Source organism: Pseudomonas frederiksbergensis (assembly GCF_003732665.1).
GTDB lineage: Bacteria > Pseudomonadota > Gammaproteobacteria > Pseudomonadales > Pseudomonadaceae > Aquipseudomonas > Aquipseudomonas frederiksbergensis_G.
This window is the reverse complement of sequence record NZ_MOBP01000002.1, coordinates 207,201-231,309: the sequence shown is the minus strand read 5'-3', so window position 1 is coordinate 231,309 and position 24,109 is coordinate 207,201. Positions and strand designations below refer to the sequence as shown.

22 protein-coding genes are annotated in these 24,109 nt (G+C 59.6%); 3 read left to right on the top strand and 19 right to left on the bottom strand.

Annotation, left to right across the window (positions count from 1 at the left end; genetic code table 11):
• The first annotated feature begins 6 nt into the window (after positions 1-6).
• From BK665_RS04080 to BK665_RS04070, 3 genes are read left to right on the top strand one after another with little or no spacing between them, the layout of a single operon-like run.
• Positions 7-807 carry a carbohydrate ABC transporter permease gene (locus BK665_RS04080; protein WP_007896138.1) on the top strand — a complete coding sequence of 267 codons (801 nt, stop codon included), beginning with the start codon at positions 7-9 and terminating at the stop codon, positions 805-807.
• 10 nt (positions 808-817) lie between these two features.
• A complete protein-coding gene (locus tag BK665_RS04075) occupies positions 818-1,090 on the top strand; it encodes a DUF2160 domain-containing protein (RefSeq protein WP_027925091.1) in 273 nt (90 codons plus the stop codon).
• A gap of 47 nt (positions 1,091-1,137) precedes the next feature.
• Positions 1,138-2,880, top strand: coding sequence for an ABC transporter substrate-binding protein (locus tag BK665_RS04070; RefSeq protein ID WP_123403089.1), 1,743 nt, complete (start codon positions 1,138-1,140; stop codon positions 2,878-2,880).
• Positions 2,881-3,177: 297 nt separating this feature from the next.
• On the opposite strand, the gene BK665_RS04065 is transcribed toward BK665_RS04070, so the two are convergent.
• The 19 genes from BK665_RS04065 to BK665_RS03975 form a co-directional block, all read right to left on the bottom strand.
• Positions 3,178-3,492 (bottom strand): helix-turn-helix domain-containing protein, encoded by a 315-nt coding sequence (locus BK665_RS04065; protein WP_123403087.1) that lies wholly within the window; start codon positions 3,490-3,492, stop codon positions 3,178-3,180.
• Entirely contained in the window at positions 3,482-3,832 is a 351-nt protein-coding gene (locus BK665_RS04060) for a toxin (RefSeq protein ID WP_123403135.1), read from the bottom strand. The genes BK665_RS04065 and BK665_RS04060 overlap by 11 nt, the downstream gene beginning before the upstream one ends.
• A gap of 288 nt (positions 3,833-4,120) precedes the next feature.
• Positions 4,121-5,584 (bottom strand): NADH-quinone oxidoreductase subunit NuoN, encoded by a 1,464-nt coding sequence (gene nuoN, locus BK665_RS04055; RefSeq protein ID WP_123403085.1) that lies wholly within the window; start codon positions 5,582-5,584, stop codon positions 4,121-4,123.
• A 7-nt stretch (positions 5,585-5,591) separates the two neighbouring features.
• The gene (nuoM, locus tag BK665_RS04050; protein WP_123403083.1) at positions 5,592-7,124 is read right to left on the bottom strand and encodes an NADH-quinone oxidoreductase subunit M; all 1,533 of its coding nucleotides are present in this window, start codon (positions 7,122-7,124) and stop codon (positions 5,592-5,594) included.
• 40 nt (positions 7,125-7,164) lie between these two features.
• A complete protein-coding gene (gene nuoL, locus BK665_RS04045) occupies positions 7,165-9,018 on the bottom strand; it encodes an NADH-quinone oxidoreductase subunit L (protein WP_123403081.1) in 1,854 nt (617 codons plus the stop codon).
• Positions 9,015-9,323, bottom strand: a complete 309-nt coding sequence (gene nuoK, locus BK665_RS04040; RefSeq protein ID WP_007905077.1) for an NADH-quinone oxidoreductase subunit NuoK — start codon at positions 9,321-9,323, stop codon at positions 9,015-9,017. Before nuoK ends, nuoL begins: the two co-directional genes overlap by 4 nt.
• Positions 9,324-9,325: 2 nt before the next feature.
• Positions 9,326-9,829 carry an NADH-quinone oxidoreductase subunit J gene (nuoJ, locus tag BK665_RS04035; protein WP_123403079.1) on the bottom strand — a complete coding sequence of 168 codons (504 nt, stop codon included), beginning with the start codon at positions 9,827-9,829 and terminating at the stop codon, positions 9,326-9,328.
• A 9-nt stretch (positions 9,830-9,838) separates the two neighbouring features.
• Positions 9,839-10,384, bottom strand: a complete 546-nt coding sequence (gene nuoI, locus BK665_RS04030) for an NADH-quinone oxidoreductase subunit NuoI (RefSeq protein WP_177331423.1) — start codon at positions 10,382-10,384, stop codon at positions 9,839-9,841.
• 12 nt (positions 10,385-10,396) lie between these two features.
• Complete coding sequence (gene nuoH, locus BK665_RS04025) at positions 10,397-11,404, bottom strand: NADH-quinone oxidoreductase subunit NuoH (protein ID WP_028623953.1); 1,008 nt, start codon at positions 11,402-11,404, stop codon at positions 10,397-10,399.
• The gene (nuoG, locus tag BK665_RS04020; protein WP_123403077.1) at positions 11,401-14,115 is read right to left on the bottom strand and encodes an NADH-quinone oxidoreductase subunit NuoG; all 2,715 of its coding nucleotides are present in this window, start codon (positions 14,113-14,115) and stop codon (positions 11,401-11,403) included. The genes nuoH and nuoG overlap by 4 nt, the downstream gene beginning before the upstream one ends.
• Before the next feature lie 137 nt (positions 14,116-14,252).
• A complete protein-coding gene (gene nuoF / locus BK665_RS04015; protein ID WP_123403075.1) occupies positions 14,253-15,608 on the bottom strand; it encodes an NADH-quinone oxidoreductase subunit NuoF in 1,356 nt (451 codons plus the stop codon).
• Positions 15,605-16,102: an NADH-quinone oxidoreductase subunit NuoE gene (nuoE, locus tag BK665_RS04010; protein WP_123403073.1), complete on the bottom strand. Its 498-nt coding sequence runs from the start codon at positions 16,100-16,102 to the stop codon at positions 15,605-15,607. The genes nuoF and nuoE overlap by 4 nt, the downstream gene beginning before the upstream one ends.
• 2 nt (positions 16,103-16,104) lie before the next feature.
• Positions 16,105-17,889 (bottom strand): NADH-quinone oxidoreductase subunit C/D, encoded by a 1,785-nt coding sequence (nuoC, locus tag BK665_RS04005; protein ID WP_123403071.1) that lies wholly within the window; start codon positions 17,887-17,889, stop codon positions 16,105-16,107.
• Positions 17,890-17,961: 72 nt separating this feature from the next.
• Entirely contained in the window at positions 17,962-18,636 is a 675-nt protein-coding gene (locus BK665_RS04000) for a NuoB/complex I 20 kDa subunit family protein (protein WP_008146035.1), read from the bottom strand.
• 10 nt (positions 18,637-18,646) lie between these two features.
• A complete protein-coding gene (locus BK665_RS03995) occupies positions 18,647-19,060 on the bottom strand; it encodes an NADH-quinone oxidoreductase subunit A (protein ID WP_003223812.1) in 414 nt (137 codons plus the stop codon).
• Between the two features lie 643 nt (positions 19,061-19,703).
• On the bottom strand, positions 19,704-21,029 hold the full coding sequence (gene aceA, locus BK665_RS03990; protein ID WP_123403070.1) for an isocitrate lyase: 1,326 nt from the start codon (positions 21,027-21,029) through the stop codon (positions 19,704-19,706).
• Positions 21,030-21,504: 475 nt separating this feature from the next.
• A complete protein-coding gene (locus tag BK665_RS03985) occupies positions 21,505-22,266 on the bottom strand; it encodes a secretin N-terminal domain-containing protein (protein WP_123403067.1) in 762 nt (253 codons plus the stop codon).
• 215 nt (positions 22,267-22,481) lie between these two features.
• The gene (locus BK665_RS03980; RefSeq protein WP_123403063.1) at positions 22,482-22,907 is read right to left on the bottom strand and encodes a GNAT family N-acetyltransferase; all 426 of its coding nucleotides are present in this window, start codon (positions 22,905-22,907) and stop codon (positions 22,482-22,484) included.
• A complete protein-coding gene (locus BK665_RS03975) occupies positions 22,900-24,069 on the bottom strand; it encodes a ribosomal protein uL16 3-hydroxylase (RefSeq protein ID WP_123403060.1) in 1,170 nt (389 codons plus the stop codon). Before BK665_RS03975 ends, BK665_RS03980 begins: the two co-directional genes overlap by 8 nt.
• Between the last annotated feature and the right edge of the window lie 40 nt (positions 24,070-24,109).

Below are 24,109 nucleotides of genomic sequence, written 5' to 3'. Positions count from 1 at the left end.
CCCATCATGAGCAAGAGAAAGCTGATCCCGTTGCTGATCTACATCCTGTTCCTGCTGGTGCCGATCTACTGGCTGCTGAACATGTCCTTCAAGAGCAACACCGAAATCCTCGGTGGCCTGACGCTGTTTCCGCAGGATTTTACCTTCGCCAACTACAAGGTGATCTTCACCGATCCGAGTTGGTACACCGGTTACCTGAACTCGCTGTACTACGTGAGCCTGAACACGGTGATTTCCCTGAGCGTGGCACTGCCGGCGGCTTATGCGTTCTCGCGGTATCGCTTCCTCGGCGACAAGCACCTGTTCTTCTGGCTGCTGACCAACCGCATGGCACCGCCGGCGGTGTTTTTGCTGCCGTTCTTCCAGCTGTATTCCTCGATTGGTTTGTTCGATACCCACATCGCGGTGGCCCTGGCGCACTGCCTGTTTAACGTGCCGTTGGCGGTGTGGATTCTGGAAGGTTTCATGTCCGGAGTGCCCAAGGAAATCGACGAAACGGCCTACATCGATGGCTACAGTTTTCCGAAGTTCTTCGTAAAGATCTTCGTGCCGTTGATTGGCTCGGGCATCGGTGTGACGGCGTTCTTCTGCTTCATGTTTTCCTGGGTCGAATTGCTGCTGGCGCGCACGCTGACGTCGGTCAACGCCAAACCCATCGCGGCGGTGATGACGCGCACGGTCTCGGCGTCCGGCATCGATTGGGGTGTGCTGGCGGCGGCGGGGGTGTTGACCATTCTGCCGGGCATGCTGGTGATCTGGTTTGTTCGCAACCACGTGGCCAAGGGCTTTGCCCTGGGCCGGGTCTGAGGAGCTGATGATGGAATGGATGAGTTGGACGGTCCCCACCGCGGCGTTTTTCATCGTCATCGGCCTGATCCTGGTGGGCATGACGACCTGGGAACTGCGTTCGCCGAGCATCCTTCGGCGGGGTTTATTGCCGATTGCCACCACCCGTGGCGATCGCTTGTTTATCGGTCTTCTCGGCAGCGCCTACCTGCATCTGCTGGTAATCGGCGTCACCGACTGGAGCATCTGGGTAGCGTCCGCGTTGTCCCTGGTGTGGCTGTTGGCTGTGATGCGTTGGGGCTAGTCGAATCGCTCGGCAAAGTTGCTCCGAAACTTAAACAGGAGGTCTCTATGTTCGACAAAAACAATAAGCTGCGACATAGCATTTCATTGGCAGCCATGCTGGCACTCAGCGGTTTGAGCGCGACGGCCTGGGCCGATGCCTACGAAGACGCGGCAAAAAAATGGATCGGCAGCGAATTCAAACCGTCCACCCTGACGGCCGATCAGCAACTCGAGGAATTGAAGTGGTTCATCAAGGCGGCCCAGCCGTTTCGCGGGATGGATATCAAGGTCGTTTCGGAAACCCTGACCACCCATGAATACGAGTCCAAGGTGCTGGCCAAGGCGTTCACCGAGATTACCGGGATCAAGGTTACCCACGACCTGCTGCAAGAAGGCGACGTGGTGGAAAAGCTGCAGACCGTGATGCAGTCGGACAAGAGCATCTATGACGGCTGGGTCAACGACTCGGACCTGATCGGCACGCACTTTCGCTACGGCAAGACCGAGTCGATCACCGACCTGATGGCCAACGAAGGCAAGGACTTCACCTCGCCGACCCTGGACATCAAGGACTTCATCGGCATTTCCTTCACCACCGCACCGGACGGCAAGATCTATCAACTGCCCGACCAGCAATTCGCCAACCTCTACTGGTTCCGCGCCGACTGGTTCGAACGGCCGGAACTGAAAGCCAAGTTCAAGGAAAAGTACGGTTACGAGTTGGGCGTGCCGGTGAACTGGTCGGCCTATGAAGACATCGCCAAATTCTTCAGCGAAGACGTCAAGGAAATCGACGGCAAGCGCATTTACGGGCACATGGATTACGGCAAGAAAGACCCGTCCCTGGGCTGGCGTTTCACCGATGCCTGGTTCTCCATGGCCGGTGCCGGCGACAAGGGCCTGCCCAACGGCTTGCCGGTGGACGAGTGGGGGATTCGCGTCGAGGACTGCCACCCGGTGGGTTCCAGCATCACCCGTGGCGGCGACACCAACGGCCCGGCGGCGGTCTACGCGACGCAGAAATACGTCGATTGGCTCAAGGCCTACGCGCCACCGGAAGCGGCGGGCATGACCTTCTCCGAGTCCGGCCCGGTGCCATCCCAGGGCAACATCGCCCAGCAAATCTTCTGGTACACCGCGTTTACCGCCGATATGACCAAGCCGGGTCTGCCCGTAGTGAACGCCGATGGCTCGCCGAAATGGCGCATGGCGCCATCCCCGCGCGGACCGTATTGGGAGGAGGGCATGAAGCTGGGCTATCAGGACGTGGGTTCCTGGACGTTCATGAAGTCCACGCCTGAGAAACAAAAACTCGCAGCCTGGCTCTACGCGCAGTTTGTGACCTCGAAAACCGTCTCGCTGAAGAAAACCATCGTTGGCCTGACGCCGATTCGTGAGTCGGACATCAACTCGCAAGCCATGACCGACCTGGCACCGAAACTCGGTGGCCTGGTGGAGTTCTACCGCAGCCCGGCCCGTGTGCAATGGACCCCGACCGGGACCAACGTGCCGGACTATCCACGTCTGGCGCAACTGTGGTGGAGCCACATCGCCGAAGCGGCCAGCGGCGAGAAAACCCCGCAACAAGCGCTCGATGGTCTGGCCAAGGACCAGGACGCCATCATGACGCGGCTTGAACGCTCCAAGGTGCAACCGGTGTGCGGACCGAAAATGAACCCGGAACGGGATGCGCAATATTGGTTTGATCAGCCGGGTGCACCGAAGCCTAAGTTGGCGAATGAGAAGCCTAAAGGTGAGACGGTTAGCTACACCGAGTTGCTGAAATCGTGGGCGGATGCGCGTAAGTAAGCTTCTGTACTGAGAAAGGCGAACGGCACCGAAAGGTGCCGTTTTTATTTGTGCCTGATGGACCGCCTTCGCGAGCAAGCCCGCTCCCACAGTGGATCTGTGGCGAACAAATTATTTGTGACAACCCCGAACCACTGTGGGAGCGGGCTTGCTCGCGAAGAGGTCGTCTGACTCACCAAGTCTTATCAACAGAACTAACATCTGACAGCAACGCTGAAATTCGTGGCCCGTAAGGTTGAAAATCAGAGGCCTCACATTAGGCTGCCTTGAAAATCATCGGATATAAGCCCCCTGGCTTCAGGTCAGGGCGGCGAGATGTTCGATCGTCTGCGGAAAGCGTTCGACCAGGCGGATAAGGGTCGTAGCCTGGGCATTGGGTGTTGCCCGTCCCTGTTCCCAGTTTTCCAGGGTTCGGGTATTGGTACGCAGATAGGCCGCGAACACTGACCGGGAGAGGTTGAGCTGTTGGCGGATAGCGACCACTTCCCCGGCAGTGATGGGCATCAGTTCTGGCAACTGAACCTTATGGGTTCGCAGCGTGATCTTGCCTTGGCGCTCATCGGCCAAGGCTTCGAGGCCATCCATCAGTTCAGCAAAAATGTCACGTTTCATAGTGGGATCTCGTTTTGATTTCTCTATCCAGCGTTTGTCTGAAAAGCTTTTTCTGAGTGGGCGACAGGTCGTCTTGCTCGTCTTTGCCATACACGGTGAACAGCCAGAATTGATCGAAGCCTGACCACCAGTAATAAATCACCCGTAATCCGCTTCGCTTGCCTTTGCCTCGTCGTTGGTCGCAGAAGCGAATTTTGCGCAGCCCCCCGGTGCCCTCAATCAGGTCGCCCGCTTCGGGGTTCTTCAGCAACTCCAATTGAAAGCTGCGAAACAGATCGTCATCCAGGTAATCGTCTCGATGTTTCTGAAACATACGTAACTCGACAAATAGAGCATCCATGTTCTGTACGCTACCTACGTATAGTGTTGTCTCGATAATCGAATCGGTCAAGGCATGGAAGCCATCCTTTTCGTTCCCGATTTCAACGGTAGACCCCAGTTGTAAAAACACCTGTAGGAAGAGTCGACCAGTGCGGTGAGAGCATTCGATAAAAGAGACGGGATACTTGGCTGTGGGACTGGCTTGAGAAGTGGTACATACATCGATGTTTGAAAATCATGATTCCACAAACGCAAAAACGGCACCCGAAGGTGCCGTTTCTGTTTTCTACCGAGTATCGCTAAGCGATCAACCGGCCAACCCGGCCTGTTGAACCAGGACCAGCAACGGCTGCGGATACAGCCCCAGGAAGAACGCCAAAGCGGCGATGGCCAGCAGCATCACGCCGCCTGCCTTTTGTTCCCAGTGCAGTTGTGCATCGTGGCGACGCAGGTTCGGTTCGATCAGGTACAGGGTGACCATCACGCGCAGGTAGTAGAAAACGCCGATGGCGCTGCCCAGTACCAGGGAACCCACCAGCCACCATTGGTGCGACTCGACGCCGGTGGCGATGATGTAGAACTTGCCGATGAAGCCCGCGGTCAGCGGGATGCCGGCCAGGGACAGCATCATCACGGTCAGGACGGCGGTCAGGTACGGACGGCGCCAGAACAGGCCGCGGTATTCGTACAGGGCGTCAGCGTCACGGCCTTTGTACGGCGAGGACATCAGGGTGATCACGCCGAACGCGCCGAGGCTGGTGATCACGTAGGTGACCAGGTATACGCCGATGGCTTCCACGGCCAGGCCTTTGCTCGCCACCAGGGCGATCAGCAGGTAACCGAAGTGGGCGATGGACGAGTAACCCAGCAGACGCTTGAGGTTGCTTTGCGTCAATGCCAGCAGGTTACCGAACAGGATCGACGCGATGGCGATGATGGTCAGCACGTCGCTCAGCACACCGCTGCTGGCGGCTGGGGAGATCTGGAACAGACGCACCATCACCGCAAACACCGCGACCTTGGAAGCGGTCGCCAGGAACGCTGCAACCGGTGCCGGAGCCCCTTCGTAAACGTCCGGGGTCCAGAGGTGGAACGGCACCAGCGACAGCTTGAACGCCAGGCCGATCAGCATCATGCCCAGGCCCATCTGCGCCAGGGAGCTCGGCAGGCCAGTCGCGGCCAGTGCCTGACCGATACCGACGAAGCTCAGGCTGCCGGAGTCGGCATACAGCAGTGCCATACCGAACAACAGGAACGCGGAACCGGCGGCCGACAGCACCATGTACTTGATACCGGCTTCCAGCGAACGCTTGTTAAAGAACGCATACGCCACCAGACCGTAGACCGGCACCGACAACAGTTCCAGACCGATGAACAACCCGGCCAGGTGTTGCGCGCTGACCAGAACCAGACCACCGGCGGCGGCCATCAGGATCAGCAGGTACAGTTCTTCGCGGTTGCCCGGGTAACCCGTGCCGCCATCGCCGAGGTAGGCGTGGGCGAGGGTCACACAAGCGAGGGTGGCGACCAGAATCAGCGCCATGTACAGGCAAGCGAAGTTATCGATTTGCAGCAGTGGGGTCACGGCCAGGGGCGCGACCTTCAAGGCTGGCAGGATCGACAGCAGCGCCAGGTTCAAACCCGCCACGGAAATCAGGAAGGTCTGGGAGTGGTTGCGGCGCCAGGCGATGGCCAGCATCACCACGATGATCGTGGCGGTGGTGATCAACAACGGCGCGAGCGCGATAAAGTGTTGAGTCGTGAATTCCATAGCGCTCTTACCGGGCCGAAGCGAGTTGAGTGAAGGCGGTGCCGAGCCACTGCTGCACGCCATGCATCGTCGCGGCAGAAGTGTCGAGGAACGGCTGCGGGTACACGCCGATGTAAATCAGCAGTACTGCCAGACCGACCACCATGATCAGTTCGCGACCATCCATGCCATGCAGCACCGCGTCAGACTTGGACGGGCCGAAGTAGGCACGGTGGATCATGATCAGCGAGTAGACCGAACCGAACACCAGACCCGACGTCGCGATCGCGGTGATCCACGGCGCAGCGGCGAAGGTGCCGATCAGGATCAGGAACTCACCGACGAAGTTACCCGTACCCGGCAAGCCCAGGGAAGCAGCGGCGAAGAACAGGCTGATGGCCGGCAGGTAAGCGATCTTCGACCACAGGCCACCCATTTCACGCATGTCGCGGGTGTGGGTGCGCTCGTACAACTGACCACTGAGGATAAACAGTGCCGCCGCCGAAACACCGTGCGCCAACATCTGCATCACTGCGCCCTGCAGCGCCAGTTGGCTGCCGGAGTAGATGCCGATCAACACGAAACCCATGTGGGAAACGGAGGAGTAGGCGATCAGACGCTTGATGTCGGTTTGGGCGAAGGCCAGGAACGCACCGTAGAAGATCCCGACCAGACCCAGGGTCATGGCGATCGGCGCAAACTCGGCCGAGGCATTCGGGAACAGCGGCAAGGCGAAACGCAGCAGACCGTAAGCCGCTGTCTTCAACAAGATACCCGCGAGATCGACCGAACCCGCCGTTGGCGCCTGGGCGTGAGCATCAGGCAACCAGGAGTGGAACGGTACGACCGGCAGCTTCACCGCGAAGGCGATGAAGAAGCCGAGCATCAGGATGTACTCGGTGGTGAGCGACATCTTGGTTTTCAGCAGGTCGGCGTAGTTGAAGGTGATCACGCCGGTGCTGTTGAAGTTGACCAGCACCAGACCCAGGATCGCCACCAACATGATCAGGCCGGAAGCCTGGGTGAAGATGAAGAACTTGGTCGCCGCGTAGATCCGGGTTTTCTTGCCGTCCGAAGAACTGTGACCCCAGAGCGCGATGAGGAAGTACATCGGCACCAGCATCATTTCCCAGAAGAAGAAGAACATGAACAGGTCGAGGGCGAGGAACACGCCGACGACACCGCCCAGGATCCACATCAGGTTCAAGTGGAAGAAGCCAACGTGACGCTGGATCTCTTTCCACGAGCAGAGTACCGAGAGGATACCCAGCAGGCCGGTCAGCAGGATCATCAGCAGCGACAGACCGTCGAGGGCCAGGTGCACGCTGATGCCGAAGCGCTGGATCCAGATGTGCTTGAACTCAAGCGCCCAGACCGGATCGGCGCCAGGCGCCGGAGCAAATGAATAGTTACCGTGGGCCCACAGCCAGAGGCCGAGAGCGAGTTCCAGGGTCATGGTCAACAGCGCAATCCAGCGGGGGAGGGTGGCGCCGAAGCGCTCACCCATCCAGCACAGCAGGCCGCCGATGAAGGGGATCAGGATTAGCCAAGGCAGAATCATGACGGGCTCAATTCCTTTCGCAAGTTCGCAAGGTTCATATTCAGACCGCTACCAGCACGATGGCGCCGATGACCAGCACGGAGCCGGCTGCCATCGAGGCCGCGTACCAACGCAGTTGACCGGTTTCGGTACGGCTCAGGGCGGTGTGGCCGCCTTTGGCCATACGCGGGATCAAACCGATGGTCTGATCGAGCGGGTCTTTGCGCAGTGCGTGGCTGATCGCAAGGTATGGCTTGACGAACAGTTTGTCGTAGATCCAGTCGAAGCCCCAGGCAGCGAACCACCAGGCCGAAAGGAAGCGGCCGATGCCGCTGTTGGCGATTGCAGTGACGAAACGACGCTTGCCGAGGAACAGCAGCGCGGCCAGCAGGATACCGGCCAGGGCGATGGCGCCCGAGGCGATTTCCAGACTGTGCTTGGCTTCGCCGCCGGCATGGCCGACGCTCTCTGGCAACACGCCGTGCAGCGGTGGCACGATCATCGCGCCGACGAAGGTCGACAGCACGATCAGCACCGACAGTGGCAGCCAGTGAGCGATGCCGTGACCGGCGTGGGCTTCGGTCTTCGCTTCACCGTGGAACGCGATGAAGATCAGGCGGAAGGTGTACAGCGAAGTCATGAACGCGCCAACCAGACCTGCGTAGAGCAGACCGTGGTTGCCGCTGGCGAACGCTTCCCAGAGGATTTCGTCCTTGGAGTAGAAACCTGCGGTCACCAGTGGCAGGGCAGAGAGTGCCGCGCCGCCGACGATGAAGCTGGTGTAAGCCAGCGGTAGTTTCTTCCACAGGCCGCCCATCTTGAAGATGTTCTGCTCGTGGTGGCAGGCAACGATCACCGCACCGGAAGCAAGGAACAGCAGCGCCTTGAAGAACGCGTGGGTCATCAGGTGGAAGATCGCGCCATCCCATGCGCCAACGCCCAGGGCCAGGAACATGTAGCCGATCTGGCTCATAGTCGAGTAGGCGAGGATACGTTTGATGTCGGTCTGAACCAGGGCAGCAAAACCGGCGAGAACCAGGGTCACACCGCCGACAACGCCGACCAGGTGCAGGATATCCGGCGCCAGGGCGAACAAGCCGTGGGTCCGGGCGATCAGGTAGACACCAGCAGTTACCATGGTGGCGGCGTGGATCAGTGCCGAAACCGGAGTAGGACCGGCCATCGCATCCGCCAGCCAGGTTTGCAGCGGCAGTTGCGCGGATTTACCGACAGCGCCGCCCAGCAGCATCAGGGTCGCCAGAACGATCCAGAAGTCGCCGACCTTGAAGTGCTCAGGCGCCTTCACCAGCAGTTCCTGGACGTTCAACGTGCCCAGTTGCTGGAACAGAATGAACAGGCCGATGGCCATGAACACGTCGCCGATCCGGGTCACGATAAAGGCTTTGAGTGCTGCGTTACCGTTGTTGCGGTTGCTGTAGTAGAAACCGATCAACAGGTACGAGCACAGGCCCACGCCTTCCCAGCCGAAGTACAGGAACAACAGGTTATCGCCCAGGATCAGGAACAGCATGCTGGCGATAAACAGGTTGGTGTAAGCGAAGAAGCGCGAGTAACCGTCTTCACCGCGCATGTACCAGGACGCAAACAGGTGGATCAGGAAGCCGACGCCGACCACCACACCGAGCATGGTGACCGACAGGCCATCCAGATACAGCGCGAAGTTCGGCGTGAAGCCTTCAACCGCCATCCACTGCCACAACACCTGGGTGTAGTGGCCGCCTTCCGGCGGGGCGACGTTGAATTGCCAGATCACGTAAGCCGCGACGATGGCAGACAGGCCGATGGAACCGACGCCAATCAGCGCCGACAGGTTTTCCGAGAAGCGGCCGCGAGAGAACGACAGCAGCAGGAAACCTATGAGAGGGAATACGAAAGTCAGATAGAGAAGATTCATCCGCGCATCTCGCTGGCAGCGTCGATATCGAGAGTGTGGAAGCGGCGATACAGCTGCAACAGAATCGCCAGGCCAATGCTGGCCTCGGCGGCTGCCAGGCTGATCACCAGGATGAACATGATCTGTCCATCCGGCTGACCCCAGCGGCTACCGGCAACGATGAACGCCAAAGCGGAGGCATTCATCATGACCTCCAGGCTCATCAGCACGAAGAGAATGTTGCGCCGGACCATCAGGCCGACCAGACCGAGGCAGAACAGGATGCCGGCGACCGCCAGACCATGCTCCAAAGGGATAGCAGGCATCGTCATTGCTCCTTGGCTTCGTTGCGGCCCAAGTGGAACGCCGTGACGGCTGCGGCAAGCAGCAACATCGAGGCGAGTTCGACCACCAGCAGGTACGGGCCGAACAGGCTGATGCCCACGGCCTTCGCGTCTACGGTGGTGTGGCCGATGGCCTGACCGCTGGAATGACTGAACAACACGTACAGCAATTCAGCCAGCAGCAGGGCGCCGAGCGCGACAGGGCCGAGCCAGATGCCGGGCTTGAGCCAGACGCGCTCTTGCTGAACCGAGGCCGGGCCAAGGTTGAGCATCATCACCACGAACACGAACAGCACCATGATGGCGCCGGCGTAGGCGATCACTTCCAGCACACCGGCAAACGGTGCGCCGAGGGCGAAGAATGTCATCGCCACGGCAATCAGCGAAATGATCAGGTAGAGCAGGGCGTGCACAGGGTTGGTGTTGGTGATCACGCGAAGCGTGGACACAACAGCGATACCCGATGCGAAATAGAAAGCGAATTCCATCTTTCTTCCTTAAGGCAGCAAGCTCTTCACGTTGATCGGTTCGGCTTCATTCTGCGCGGCGCCTTTCGGCTTCCCGGCAATCGCCATACCTGCAACACGATAGAAGTTGTAATCAGGGTTTTTGCCGGGGCCGGAGATCAGCAGATCTTCTTTCTCGTAAACCAGGTCCTGACGTTTGAACTCGGCCATCTCGAAATCCGGTGTCAGCTGGATCGCGGTGGTCGGGCAGGCTTCCTCGCAGAGGCCGCAAAAGATGCAGCGCGAGAAGTTGATGCGGAAGAAGTCCGGATACCAGCGACCGTCTTCGGTTTCGGCTTTCTGCAGCGAGATGCAACCGACCGGGCACGCCACGGCGCACAGGTTGCAAGCTACACAACGCTCTTCGCCATCCGGGTCGCGGGTCAGGACGATACGGCCACGGTAGCGCGGCGGCAGGTACACGGCTTCTTCCGGGTACTGCAGCGTGTCGCGCTTGCGGAAGGCATGGCCGAAGATCATCACCAGGCTGCGAAGCTGGGTGAAGAAGCCATGCACGATGTCAAATATGTACTTCATGATTCTCTATCCTCACTGAGCCGCGACGGCGGGCGTGTTTAGCAACACGATCGCAGCGGTCACCAGCATGTTGACGAGGGTCAGCGGCAGGCAGAACTTCCAGCTGAAATCCATCACTTGGTCATACCGTGGGCGCGGAATCGAGGCGCGCAACAGGATGAAGATCATGATGAAGAACGCGGTTTTGAGCGCGAACCAGATGAACGGGATCTGCGGCAGAATGCCGAACGGACCGTGCCAGCCACCGAAGAACAGGGTCACCAACAGCGCCGAAATCAACACGATGCCGATGTACTCACCCACGAAGAACATGCCCCATTTCATGCCGGCGTATTCAATGTGGTAACCGTCGGCCAGTTCCTGTTCCGCTTCCGGCTGGTCGAACGGGTGACGGTGAGTCACGGCGACGCCGGCGATGAAGAAGGTCAGGAAACCGAAGATCTGCGGGATGATGAACCACAGGTTCTGCGCTTGATATTCAACGATGTCGCGCATGTTGAACGAGCCGACCTGGATCACGATGCCCATCAACGACAGGCCCATGAACACTTCGTACGACACGGTTTGCGCCGAGGCCCGCAAGCTGCCCAGCAGGGCGAACTTGTTGTTACTCGACCAGCCGGCGAACAACACCGCGTAGACCGACAGACCGGCCATGGCGAAGAAGAACAGGATGCCGATGTTGATGTCCGCCACGCCCCAGGTCGGGGTGATCGGGATGATCGCGAAGGCAATCAGCAGCGCGCTCATGGCGACTACCGGTGCCAGGGTGAAGATCATCTTGTCGGCGAACGGCGGGGTCCAGTCTTCCTTGAAGAACATCTTGATCATGTCGGCCGCAATCTGGAACGCGCCGAACGGGCCGACGCGGTTTGGACCGTAACGGTCCTGCCAGAGGGCGAGCAGACGACGCTCGACCCAGCTCAGCAGCGCGCCGCACACCACCACGGCGAGCAGAATCACGATGGCCTTGAGGACCGCGATGATCACGTCAATCACTTCAGGCGTGAACCAGGTCATTGAGCTGCCTCCTGCAGACCGTCAACGGTTTTGCCAAAGATCGCCGCTGGAATGCCGGCGATACCCGCAGGCAATGCCACCAGGCCAGCGCCCAGCTCTTCGTTGATACGCAGCGGCAGACGCAGGGTCTGGCCATCGACGTTCACGCTGAGCAGGGCACCTTCGTTGACACCCAGGCGATCGGCTTCGGATTTGGCCAAAGCGACGTAGGCGGCCGGGATGCGTTCCTGGACCGGCGCGGCTTTGGAAGAGTTCTCTTCGCTGCCGAGCAGGTGGAAGAACGGCACGACCTGCCAGGTGCCCGGTGCCGGGTTGAAGGCGCGAGGCACACTGGCGAACCAGTTCAGCGAGTCACCGGTGCTTTCGATCAGGCGGGTGCCCGGGTCGCCAGCGCGGATGTGACCACCGACTTCGTCCTGGAACTTGTTCCAGGCTTGCGGCGAGTTCCAGCCCGGAGACCAGGCGAATGGCACTTGCTGACGCGGTTCGACCGAGCCCGAGTAACCTTCCATGGAGAACGAGAACGCGGTGTCGTTATCCTGGGAAGTACGCGGTTCGTGCACGCTGATATCAGCACGCATGGCGGTACGACCGGAGTAACGCAGCGGTTCGCGGGCCAGTTTCAGGCCTTTGATGCGGAACGCGGCGGACGGTGCGGCATCGACGATACGCGCCAGTTGCGGGGTGCTCGCGGCGCAGGCAGCGGTGACGTGGTCCAGTTGGGTCCAGTCGATCGGCTGGTTCAACAGGGTGGCGCGCAGGGCATGCAGCCAGCGCCAGCCTTCGTGAACCAGGATGCTCGCGTCGAGGTAAGTCGGGTCGAACACCTGGAAGAAGCGCTGGGCGCGGCCTTCCTGGCTGACCAGCGTACCGTCGCCTTCAGCGAAGCTGGCGGCTGGCAGAACCAGGTGCGCGCGATCGCTGGTGGCGGTTTTCTGATGGTCCGCCACGATCACCACTTTCGCGGCGTTCAGGGCAGCATCAACCTTGGCTTTGTCGGTACGGGTGTACAGATCGTTTTCCAGCACGACGATGGCGTCGGCCTTGCCATCGATCACCGCTTGCAGCGCGTCATCGACCGAGTTGCCGCCGAGCATGGCCAGGCCGAGGCTGTTGGCCTCTGGCACGATCAGGCTGATGGAACCGTTCTTCTCGCGCAGCTTCAGGGCCTTGGCGATGTTCGCGGCGGCTTCGATCAAGGCTTTGGAGCCCAACGAAGTACCGGCAATGATCAGCGGACGTTTGGCGGCGAGCAGGGCGTCGGCAATGCGCTTGGCCAGGTCGAGGGCTTCAGTATCGAGGCCTTCAACCGCTGGCGCGCTGGCGTCGAGGGCGTGAGCCACGGCGAAACCGATGCGGGCCAGGTCGTCTGGAGCGGCGTGAACGCATTCTTCAGCGATGTCGTCGAGCTTGGTTTCAGCCAGGCTGGCGATGAACAGCGGGTTCAGTTCTTTCTGACCAATGTTCTTCACTGCAGCGTCGAGCCACGGCTGGACGCGCATCGCGTCGGCCATGTCTTCGGCTTTGCCTTTGACCGATTGACGCAGGGACAGGGCCATGCGCGCAGCGGTCTGGGTCAGGTCTTCGCCGAGGACGAAGATCGCGTCGTGGTCTTCGATGTCGCGCATGTTCGGGATCGGCAGCGGGCTGTCTTTCAGCACTTGCATGACCAGACGGATGCGCTCCAGCTCGGCGGCTTCGATACCGGAGTAGAAGTGCTCGGCGCCGACCAGTTCGCGCAACGCGAAGTTGCTTTCAAGGCTGGCGCGGGGCGAACCGATACCGACGATGTTGCGACCGCGCAGCAGGTCAGCGGCTTTATCCAGCGCTTCGTCGAGGGTCAGCTTGGCGCCGTTGGCCAGCAATGGCTGACGCGGGCGATCTTCGCGGTTGACGTAGCCATAGCCGAAACGGCCACGGTCGCACAGGAAGTACTGGTTGACCGAACCATTGAAACGGTTTTCGATCCGGCGCAGTTCACCGTAGCGTTCGCCCGGGGAGATGTTGCAACCGCTGGAGCAGCCATGGCAGATGCTCGGCGAGAACTGCATGTCCCACTTGCGGTTGTAGCGCTCGGAGTGAGTCTTGTCGGTGAACACGCCGGTCGGGCAGACCTCGGTGAGGTTGCCGGAGAACTCGCTTTCCAGGGTGCCGTCTTCAACGCGACCGAAGTACACGTTGTCGTGGGCGCCGAACACACCGAGGTCGGTGCCGCCGGCGTAATCCTTATAGAAGCGCACGCAGCGGTAGCAAGCGATGCAGCGGTTCATCTCGTGGGAAATGAACGGGCCCAGTTGCTGGTTCTGGTGGGTACGCTTGGTGAAGCGGTAACGGCGCTCGTTGTGGCCGGTCATTACCGTCATGTCTTGCAGGTGGCAGTGACCGCCTTCTTCACAGACCGGGCAGTCGTGAGGGTGGTTGGTCATCAGCCATTCGACGACGCTGGCGCGAAACACTTTCGCTTCTTCGTCTTCGATGGAGATCCAGCTGCCGTCGGTGGCGGGGGTCATGCAGGACATGACGATCCGACCACGGGTGTCGTTGGCGTCGGTGTACTGCTTGACCGCGCACTGGCGGCAAGCGCCAACGCTGCCAAGGGCGGGGTGCCAGCAGAAATAAGGGATATCGAGGCCTAGCGACAGACATGCCTGTAACAGGTTGTCTGCCCCATCGACTTCGAGCTCTTTGCCGTCTACGTGGATAGTGGCCATGGTTCAAAGTTCTTCGTTGGCCCGGTGTCAGCGGGCGTGGCTAATGGAATCTTGTTATTCGCGTGAATCAACACAGCCGTTGAAGGCGTCATCACACGAGAAGGCGAAGGGCACGGACCCTTCGCCTTTTTAAGCGTTTACGCGCCGACTACGATCGGCCTTGCCAGAGGCGGGACGACGGCGCTGGTGGGCGCGATGCCGGCTTCGAACTCATGGCGGAAGTATTTGATTGCGCTGCCCAATGGCTCCACGGCGCCCGGTGCGTGAGCACAGAAGGTCTTGCCAGGGCCGAGGAAGCCGACCAGACCCAGCAGGGTCTCGATATCGCCGGCTTGCCCTTCACCGTTCTCGATCGCACGCAGAAGCTTGACGCTCCACGGCAGACCGTCACGGCACGGGGTGCAGAAACCGCAGGATTCGCGGGAGAAGAACTCTTCCATGTTGCGCAGCAGGGACACCATGTTGACGCTGTCGTCCACCGCCATGGCCAGGCCAGTACCCATCCGGGTGCCCACCTTGGCGATGCCGCCGGCGTACATTTGTGCGTCCAGGTGTTCCGGCAACAGGAAACCGGTGCCGGCGCCGCCTGGCTGCCAGGCCTTGAGCGTGAAGCCGTCGCGCATGCCGCCGGCGTAGTCTTCGAACAACTCGCGACCGGTGATGCCGAACGGCAACTCCCACAGGCCCGGGTTCTTGACCTTGCCGGAGAAGCCCATGAGCTTGGTGCCCATGTCTTCGCTGCCTTCGCGGGCCAACGATTTGTACCAGTCCACGCCGTCGGCAATGATCGCCGGGACGTTGCACAGGGTTTCAACGTTGTTCACGCAAGTCGGCTTGCCCCACACGCCAACGGCGGCAGGGAAGGGCGGCTTGGAGCGCGGGTTGGCGCGGCGGCCTTCGAGGGAGTTGATCAGCGCGGTTTCTTCACCGCAGATGTAACGCCCGGCGCCGGTGTGGACGAACAGCTCGAAATCGAAGCCGCTGCCCAGGATGTTCTTGCCCAGAAGGCCGGCTGCCTTGGCTTCTTCCACGGCACGGTTCAGGTGCTTGGCGGCGGTGGTGTATTCGCCACGCAGGAAGATGTAGCCACGGTAGGTTTTCAGCGCGCGAGCACTGATCAGCATGCCTTCGATCAGCAGATGGGGCAGTTGCTCCATCAGCATGCGGTCTTTCCAGGTGTTCGGCTCCATTTCATCCGCGTTGCACAGCAGGTAGCGGATGTTGATGGATTCGTCTTTGGGCATCAGGCCCCACTTCACGCCCGTGGGGAAGCCTGCACCGCCGCGACCTTTGAGGCCGGCGTCTTTCACGGTCTGGACGATGTCGTCCTGGGCCATGTCGGCAAAAGCCTTGCGCGCTGCCGCGTAACCGTTCTTGGCCTGGTACTCGTCGAGCCACACGGCCTCGCCGTCGTCACGCAGGCGCCAGGTCAGCGGGTGAGTCTCGGCCGAACGCTTGATGCGGTTGGCAGGACCGAAGGAAGTCAGGGTCATACGTAGCCCTCGAGCAATTGGGCGACGCCAGCAGGCTGTACGTCACCGAATGTGTCGTCGTCGATCATCAACGCCGGCGCCTTGTCGCAGTTGCCGAGGCAGCAGACCGGCAGCAGGGTGAAACGACCGTCGGCGGTGGTTTGACCCAGGCCGATGCCGAGCTTGCTCTGGATTTCGCTGACCACGGACTCGTGGCCGCCGATGAAGCAGACCATGCTGTCGCAGACGCGAATGATGTGACGGCCGACCGGCTGACGGAAGATCTGGCTATAGAACGTCGCCACCCCTTCCACGTCGCTGGCCGGGATGCCGAGGATCTCGCCGATGGCGTAGAGCGCGCCGTCAGGCACCCAGCCACGTTCCTTCTGGACGATCTTCAGGGCTTCGATCGACGCCGCGCGCGGGTCTTCGTAGTGATGCAGCTCGTGCTCGATGGCCGAGCGCTCGGTTTCACTCAAGGTGAAACGGTCTGTCTGGATAAGCGTGCTGTTCATGCTTAGCGGTCCACGTCGGCCATAACGAAATCGATACTACCCAGGTACGCAATCAAGTCCGCGACCATGCTGCCTTTGATCACCGAAGGGATCTGCTGCAAGTGCGGGAAGCTTGGGGTACGAATCCGGGTGCGGTAGCTCATGGTGCCGCCATCGCTCGTCAGGTAATAACTGTTGATGCCCTTGGTCGCTTCAATCATCTGGAAGGATTCGTTGGCCGGCATGACCGGGCCCCACGAAACTTGCAGGAAGTGCGTGATCAAGGTCTCGATGTGCTGCAGCGTGCGTTCTTTGGGTGGCGGCGTGGTCAGCGGGTGATCCGCCTTGTACGGGCCTTCCGGCATGTTGCGCATGCACTGCTCGATGATCTTCAGGCTCTGGCGCATTTCTTCGACGCGCACGATGCAACGGTCGTAGGCATCGCCATTGGCCGCCAGCGGCACTTCGAATTCGAAGTTCTCGTAGCCCGAGTATGGACGTGCCTTACGCAGGTCGAAGTCGCAACCGGTCGAACGCAGGCCTGCACCGGTGACGCCCCATTCCAGGGCTTCTTTGGTGTTGTAGGCAGCGACGCCGATGGTCCGGCCCTTGAGGATGCTGTTGTCGAGGGCGGCTTTCTGGTATTCGTCCAGACGCTTTGGCATCCACTCGACGAAATCTTTCACCAGTTTTTCCCAACCGCGTGGCAGGTCGTGGGCGACGCCACCGATGCGATACCAGGCCGGGTGCAGACGGAAACCGGTGATGGCTTCGATCACCGTGTACGCCTTCTGGCGGTCGGTGAAAGTGAAGAACACCGGGGTCATGGCGCCGACGTCCTGGATGTACGTCCCCAGGAACAGCAGGTGGCTGGTGATCCGGAAGAACTCGGCCATCATGATGCGGATGACGTCGACCTTCTCAGGCACCTTGATGCCGGCCAGCTTCTCGACCGAGAGCACGTACGGCAGGTTGTTCATCACGCCGCCGAGGTAGTCGATACGGTCGGTGTACGGGATGAAGCTGTGCCAGGACTGACGCTCGGCCATCTTCTCGGCACCACGGTGGTGGTAACCGACGTCCGGCACGCAATCGACGATCTCTTCACCGTCCAGCTGCAGGATGATGCGGAACGCACCGTGGGCAGAAGGGTGGTTAGGGCCGAGGTTGAGGAACATGTAGTCCTCGTTCGGGCCAGAACGCTTCATGCCCCAGTCTTCAGGCTTGAAGCGCGCGGCTTCTTCCTCAAGCTGTTGCTTGGCCAGGTTCAGGGTGAACGGATCGAATTCGGTGGCGCGGGCAGGGAAGTCCTTGCGCAGCGGGTGACCTTCCCAGGTCGGCGGCATCATGATGCGGGTCAGGTGCGGGTGACCTTTGAAGTCGATGCCGTACATGTCCCAGACTTCACGCTCGTACCAGTTGGCGTTCGGCCAGATGCTGGTGACGGTCGGCAAGCTGAGGTCGCTCTCGGACAAGGCGACCTTGATCATCACGTCACTATTACGTTCGATCGACATCAAGTGATAGAACACAGTGAAGTCGGCGCCGCTTGGCAGCCCTTGACGCTTGGTGCGCAGTCGCTCGTCCACGCCGTGCAGGTCATAGAGCATGACGTACGGCTTGGGCAGGTTGCGCAGGAAGGTCAGGACTTCGACGAGTTTGGCGCGGGCAACCCAAAGCACCGGCATGCCGGTGCGGGTAGGCTGGGCGGTGAACGCCTCGGGGCCAAAACGGTTGTTCAGTTCGACGACCACATCCTGGTCGTCTGCCTTATAAGGCGGGATGTACAGAGCACTGCCTGTAGTCATGGTTATTTATCGCTTTCGGTCAACGTAAAGAATGAAGCCAGTGTCTCGTTCTATAGAAGAAGCAGAGCTGGATCAGACTTCGTCGGGGCTGCGCAGGTTGGTGACTGCGATTCGCTGTTCGCGGCGCTGTTCCTTTTGCGAAGGCATCTCGGCGCGATAAACGCCTTGATCACCGACGACCCAGGAAAGCGGACGACGCTCCTGTCCAATCGACTCTTGCAAGAGCATCAGTCCTTGCAGAAAAGCTTCAGGACGGGGCGGGCAGCCAGGCACGTAGACGTCCACGGGAAGGAACTTGTCCACCCCTTGAACGACGGAGTAGATGTCGTACATGCCACCGGAGTTGGCGCACGAACCCATGGAGATAACCCATTTCGGTTCGAGCATTTGCTCGTAGAGACGCTGAATGATCGGCGCCATCTTGATGAAGCAGGTCCCGGCGATAACCATGAAATCCGCCTGACGCGGCGATGCCCGGATAACTTCGGCGCCAAAGCGCGCGATGTCGTGGGGCGCCGTGAAGGCGGTGGTCATTTCCACGTAGCAGCACGAAAGACCGAAGTTATACGGCCACAGGGAGTTCTTGCGCCCCCAGTTGATCGTGCCGTTAAGCACGTCTTCGAGCTTGCCCATGAAGATGTTTTTGTGAACTTGATCTTCTAACGGATCGGAAACGGTTTCCCGCTCGCCAATCGGATACTGCTCGTTAGGAGCATCGGGGTCGATCCTGGTGAGATTGTATTGCATTGCCAAAGCCTCATTGTTTCAGCTTCGCCTGCCGCTTGCGACGAGCTTCCGGAGCCCAGTCAAGGGCGCCCACTCGGAACAGGTAGACAAGACCTGCCAACAGAATTGCTATGAAAACGAGAGCTTCGACGAATCCGGTCCAGCCGCTTTCGCGGACGGACACAGACCAGGCAAAGAGAAAGAGGGCTTCGATATCGAAGATCACGAAGAGCATCGCGACCAGATAGAATTTGGCTGAGAGCCGCAAGCGGGCGCCACCTGTAGGTAGCATGCCGGACTCGAACGGTTCGTTTTTGCTGCGGCCCCAGGCTTTTGACCCGAGGAGGCTGGAGACGCCGAGCATGAAGGCGCAGAGGCCGACAACGCCCAGAAGGAAAATGGCAAAGCCCCAGTTGTGGGCCATGAGTCCTGTCGCTTCGGGCATGCTGGTAATCCTTAACAGAGAGCAAAGGTCTCTGAGCTTGAAAAGAAACAAAGCAGTGACGATATGTCGCAGCAATCAATCGCGGTGATTTTATGGCACAACACCGTGCAAGTAAAATTCCTATAGCGAAATTATTTATGGGAATAAGGACATAGCCCACCTCCACAGCCCTGTAGCCCATGCCACGCGGGCATTAGCCGGCTTTTTATCAATTATGTTTTGTAGGGAATGTAACGAACATAGTTGCGTCTAAATGATAATCAATATTGTTTGAGTCGGTTTTTAAACTGTTTAACGGGTGGGTGAGTGGGAAGTTGTCTTATATAGCCGTTACTGCAAGTAGCAGCGGCGCTCGTTTTACCGCGTTTTTTTGATCGGGGTGGCGCTCTGGATCAATGTTTTGCCTCATGGTGGCGCCGTCCCTTTGTGGGAGCGGGCTTGCTCGCGAAAGCGGTGGGTCAGTCGACATCAATGTTGAATGTTCAACCGTATTCGCGAGCAAGCCCGCTCCCACAGGGGATTGGTGGTGGATGGTGAATCGCGGGCAAAAAAAACGCCCCGAACCAGTCGGGGCGTTAGTTGTGCGACGTTGCGGTTAGCTTTCTATCGGGTCCGCAACGGCCGTTTGCTCAGGTGAAGCAGATCAGTGGAACTGTTCTTCTTCAGTCGAACCGGTCAGCGCGGTCACCGAAGACGAGCCACCTTGAATCACAGTGGTCATGTCGTCGAAGTAGCCGGTGCCCACTTCCTGCTGGTGAGCCACGAAGGTGTAACCCTTGGCAGCGTCAGCGAACTCTTGCTCTTGCAGCTTCACGTAGGCAGTCATGTCGTTGCGGGCGTAGTCGTGCGCCAGGTTGAACATGCTGTGCCACATGTTGTGAATGCCGGCCAGGGTGATGAACTGGTGCTTGTAACCCATGGCGGACAGTTCGCGCTGGAACTTGGCGATGGTCGCGTCGTCCAGGTTTTTCTTCCAGTTGAAGGAAGGCGAGCAGTTGTACGACAGCAGTTGGTCCGGGTATTCCTTTTTGATCGCTTCGGCGAAGCGACGAGCCTCGTCCAGATCCGGCTTGGCGGTTTCGCACCAGATCAGGTCGGCGTACGGCGCGTAGGCCAGGCCGCGAGCGATGGCCTGGTCCAGACCAGCGCGCACTTTGTAGAAGCCTTCCTGGGTACGTTCGCCAGTCACGAATGGCTGGTCGTACGGGTCGCAATCGGAAGTCAGAAGGTCAGCGGCGTTAGCGTCGGTACGAGCCAGGATGATGGTCGGTGTACCGGCAACGTCAGCAGCCAAGCGAGCAGCGGTCAGCTTCTGTACAGCTTCCTGGGTCGGAACCAGTACCTTGCCGCCCATGTGGCCGCATTTTTTCACGGAAGCCAGTTGGTCTTCGAAGTGAACGCCGGCGGCGCCTGCTTCGATCATGCTTTTCATCAGCTCGTAAGCGTTCAGAACGCCGCCGAAACCGGCTTCGGCGTCAGCCACGATTGGTGCGAAGTAGTCGATGTAGCCTTCGTCGCCCGGACCTTTGCCGGCTTTCCACTGGATCTGGTCAGCACGACGGAACGAGTTGTTGATGCGCTTGACCACGGTTGGAACCGAGTCCACCGGGTACAGCGACTGGTCCGGGTACATCGATTCGGCGGAGTTGTTGTCCGCAGCCACTTGCCAGCCCGACAGGTAGATCGCCTGGATACCGGCTTTGACTTGTTGTACAGCCTGGCCGCCGGTCAGGGCGCCCATGCAGTTGACGAAATCTTTCTCAGGACGGAAGGACGGGTGGGCACCTTGGGTGACCAGGTTCCACAGCTTCTCGGCGCCCAGTTTTGCAAAGGTGTGCTCAGGTTGAACCGAGCCGCGCAGGCGGACGACGTCAGCAGCGGAGTAAGCGCGTGTCACGCCTTTCCAGCGTGGGTTTTCAGCCCAATCTTTTTCGAGGGCTGCAATTTGCTGTTCGCGTGTCAGTGCCATGGAGATAAACCTCGTCGCGTCTTTAACGGAAAGTTGTTCTGCGGTGGAAAATGTATGCGCTCGCTGACCAGAAGCTTAGGTGGTCAAGTCGGGTTCGGCGGGGAAGGCGACGGGATGAACGATGGGCTCGAGGGGAAGTGAGCAGGTAAGGGCGAACTGGCGGGCGCATTCGGGCATCGTGGGCCGTGGTGCGAACATCAGAGTGGTGCCGGGTTACCTAATTACGCTTCCGTCCCTCGGGACAACTTCGTTCCAGTCGGCAACCTCGTCAAACACACCTTGTGGGCGGTACAGACACGAAGCGGCTCGCGGGGTAGATGCGAGCGTCGCCTCGAAGGCCCTTGCCAGGGCCCCTGATTAGCGGGAGCGAGGCCATCATGCCTTTGCTTTTTTGGATCGTCAAACATTTTGTAGTGCTTTTTTTCAAGCACTACATCTTTAGTCTAATACGACTAATCAGTCAGTTTTTGGTGCTTTAGTCCAGGGTGTCGACTTTCACCCGCAAGGTCATGTCATCCCGGCCCTGAGTAGAGTAGCTGCGGGTTGTGCCTTGTTTGTCGGCTTGAGTCTGGCGATTCACGCCGGCCAGGGTGATCCACTCGCCCAGGCGCCCTGTGACAGTTGTGTCGGTACTTTGCACATTCACTACATCGGGACGTTCCTGGCTCATACGGTCACGATTGGTACTGATCGCCAGATGAACGATGTCGCCGGTGACGCTGGCAGTCACGTAGAACCCCTGGGTGACGTTGCGATACTCGGTCTGGCTTTGCAGGCGACCGTAGGTGTCGGTCTGGGTGCTGGTCAGCGGCACGCTCTGGCCGACCTGAATCAGCGCCGGCGTACCTTCGCTGGCCTGGACCTGCTGGATACCGCCGTCGCGACTGTCGGTGCTGCGGTTGATGATGCGGGTCTGGCTCGGTTTGGCGCCGTTCACCGAATAACCCTGGTCACCCTGGAAGTTGTTTTCGTTGGTGTCGACGGTGATCAGCAGACGTTTGGCGGCCACGTCGAGCTGGCTGATCAAGGCTTTAAGTTCGTCGATCTTGCGTTGATCGGCGTTGACGATCAGTTGATTGCCATAGGCGCTGACCTGGCCATCCTTGCCGATGAAATTCTGCGCCACCGGCAGCATGTCAGCGCTGGTGCGGTAGTTCAGGGGCACGATCTCGGTGGCGGCCATGACCGAAAAACTGCAGGTCAGCAGCAGCGTGGTGAGCAAGGTGCGTAGGGACATGTCCGTTATCTCCGCTTTCGAAAGGCTTGATATTGCCAGTTTGTCGGCCCGGGGTGGGGCAAGTTGAATCCTGGACAGCAAAACGCCCCGGCATCCGAGGATGGCGGGGCGTTTTGTGGTGTGCTTTAGGGCCTCTTCGCGAGCAAGCCCGCTCCCACATTGGAACGCATTCCAAATGTGGGAGCGGGCTTGCTCGCGAAGGCCGCGCCGCGGTTTTAAACCGAATGCCGAACCATGTCCACATGGGGAATCCCGGCTTCCAGGAATTCCTCACTGACCAGGCTGAAGCCCAAACGCTCATAGAACGCCGTGGCCTGCACTTGCGCACTCAGCTTCTGTTGCTTCAGCCCGCGTTTCTCGGCTTCACTGATCACTGCTTGCATCAGCGCATCGCCCACTTTCAAGCCGCGCCAGTCCTTGAGCACCGATACCCGGCCGATGTGCCCGTCGGGCAGCAGGCGGGCGGTGCCAATTGGAAAGTCGCCTTCGAAAGCGAGGAAATGCACCGCTGTCGCGTCATCGGCATCCCATTCCAGTTCAGGTGGAACGGATTGCTCGGCGATGAATACCGTCTCACGAATGCGCCGGATCTCGGCGATATCCTTCTGCCAGTCTGCGACACGAACGTGGATTTTATTCATCAGCGAACCCCAGGCTGCCTTGCTTGACCAGCTCGCACAGCAGGCCGCGGCCGTCTTCGTCGTTCAGCCAGTCACCGAGGTTGTCGGTGTGCAGGGCGTCGGCGGCGCAGATCAGCTTCAGCAGCTCACGCAGTTTGCCTGGCAGGTAACGGCTCTGGCCGCTGGCGAACAGCAGCAGGTCGTCATCGACTTCGGACCAGGCCATGCGCGCACTCGGGTTGCGAATCAGCACGGCGCCCTGTTCCAGGCTGGCGAGGAAGTCTTCTTCTTCGATTTCTTCCGGGCCGACCACCAGTTCCGGGTAGCGCGGCTCGGTCATGTATTGGCCGAACCAGGTCAGCAGCAGGCGCTCGTCGCTCATGTGCTCGGCCAGCAAGGCTTTCAGGCGATCAAGCGCGTCGTGTTGAATCTGGTGCGGATCGACCGCCGGCAGGGCGTCGGCGTCGGTATAACGCTCTTCGTCGGTCAGGAACTGGCTGAGGAAGTCGGTGAAGTGGGTCAGCACTTCAGAGGCGCTCGGGGCGCGGAAGCCGACCGAGTAAGTCATGCAGTCATCCACCGCAACGCCGCAATGGGCCAGGCGCGGCGGCAGGTAGAGCATGTCGCCCGGTTCCAGAACCCACTCATCGGTGGCTTCGAAGTCGGCGAGGATGCGCAGGTCCGCGTGTGGCAGCAGCTTGCTCTCGGAATCGCACATCTGGCCGATCTTCCAGTTGCGCTTGCCGTGACCTTGCAGCAGGAACACATCGTAGTTATCGAAATGCGGACCGACGCTGCCACCCGGGGCGGCGAAGCTGATCATCACGTCGTCGACGCGCCAGCTCGGCAGGAAACGGAAGTTTTCCAGCAGTTCACTGACTTCCGGCACGAATTGATCAACCGCTTGCACCAGCAGGGTCCACTCGGTTTCCGGCAATTTGCTGAATTCGTCTTCGGCGAATGGGCCACGGCGCATTTCCCAAGGACGCTCGCCGTGTTCGATCACCAGGCGCGATTCAACTTCTTCTTCCAGCGCCAGGCCGGCCAGTTCGTCTGGATCGATCGGGCTTTCGAAATCAGGGATCGCCTGGCGGATCAGCAGCGGTTTTTTCTGCCAGTAGTCGCGCAGGAATTCGCGGGCCGTGATACCGCCCAGAAGTTGAAGAGGAATGTCAGGATTCATGTGTAACCTATTGAAAAAAAGCACTTTTCAGACGGGAATA

Excerpts from the sequence above, each read along its gene's own strand:
- BK665_RS04080 (WP_007896138.1), top strand. The coding sequence starts at position 7 with ATGAGCAAGAGAAAGCTGATCCCGTTGCTGATCTACATCCTGTTCCTG.
- BK665_RS04075 (WP_027925091.1), top strand. The coding sequence starts at position 818 with ATGGAATGGATGAGTTGGACGGTCCCCACCGCGGCGTTTTTCATCGTC.
- BK665_RS04070 (WP_123403089.1), top strand. The coding sequence starts at position 1,138 with ATGTTCGACAAAAACAATAAGCTGCGACATAGCATTTCATTGGCAGCC.
- BK665_RS04065 (WP_123403087.1), bottom strand. The coding sequence starts at position 3,492 with ATGAAACGTGACATTTTTGCTGAACTGATGGATGGCCTCGAAGCCTTG.
- BK665_RS04060 (WP_123403135.1), bottom strand. The coding sequence starts at position 3,832 with ATGGATGCTCTATTTGTCGAGTTACGTATGTTTCAGAAACATCGAGAC.
- nuoN (WP_123403085.1), bottom strand. The coding sequence starts at position 5,584 with ATGGAATTCACGACTCAACACTTTATCGCGCTCGCGCCGTTGTTGATC.
- nuoM (WP_123403083.1), bottom strand. The coding sequence starts at position 7,124 with ATGATTCTGCCTTGGCTAATCCTGATCCCCTTCATCGGCGGCCTGCTG.
- nuoL (WP_123403081.1), bottom strand. The coding sequence starts at position 9,018 with ATGAATCTTCTCTATCTGACTTTCGTATTCCCTCTCATAGGTTTCCTG.
- nuoK (WP_007905077.1), bottom strand. The coding sequence starts at position 9,323 with ATGCCTGCTATCCCTTTGGAGCATGGTCTGGCGGTCGCCGGCATCCTG.
- nuoJ (WP_123403079.1), bottom strand. The coding sequence starts at position 9,829 with ATGGAATTCGCTTTCTATTTCGCATCGGGTATCGCTGTTGTGTCCACG.
- nuoI (WP_177331423.1), bottom strand. The coding sequence starts at position 10,384 with ATGAAGTACATATTTGACATCGTGCATGGCTTCTTCACCCAGCTTCGC.
- nuoH (WP_028623953.1), bottom strand. The coding sequence starts at position 11,404 with ATGACCTGGTTCACGCCTGAAGTGATTGACGTGATCATCGCGGTCCTC.
- nuoG (WP_123403077.1), bottom strand. The coding sequence starts at position 14,115 with ATGGCCACTATCCACGTAGACGGCAAAGAGCTCGAAGTCGATGGGGCA.
- nuoF (WP_123403075.1), bottom strand. The coding sequence starts at position 15,608 with ATGACCCTGACTTCCTTCGGTCCTGCCAACCGCATCAAGCGTTCGGCC.
- nuoE (WP_123403073.1), bottom strand. The coding sequence starts at position 16,102 with ATGAACAGCACGCTTATCCAGACAGACCGTTTCACCTTGAGTGAAACC.
- nuoC (WP_123403071.1), bottom strand. The coding sequence starts at position 17,889 with ATGACTACAGGCAGTGCTCTGTACATCCCGCCTTATAAGGCAGACGAC.
- BK665_RS04000 (WP_008146035.1), bottom strand. The coding sequence starts at position 18,636 with ATGCAATACAATCTCACCAGGATCGACCCCGATGCTCCTAACGAGCAG.
- BK665_RS03995 (WP_003223812.1), bottom strand. The coding sequence starts at position 19,060 with ATGCCCGAAGCGACAGGACTCATGGCCCACAACTGGGGCTTTGCCATT.
- aceA (WP_123403070.1), bottom strand. The coding sequence starts at position 21,029 with ATGGCACTGACACGCGAACAGCAAATTGCAGCCCTCGAAAAAGATTGG.
- BK665_RS03985 (WP_123403067.1), bottom strand. The coding sequence starts at position 22,266 with ATGTCCCTACGCACCTTGCTCACCACGCTGCTGCTGACCTGCAGTTTT.
- BK665_RS03980 (WP_123403063.1), bottom strand. The coding sequence starts at position 22,907 with ATGAATAAAATCCACGTTCGTGTCGCAGACTGGCAGAAGGATATCGCC.
- BK665_RS03975 (WP_123403060.1), bottom strand. The coding sequence starts at position 24,069 with ATGAATCCTGACATTCCTCTTCAACTTCTGGGCGGTATCACGGCCCGC.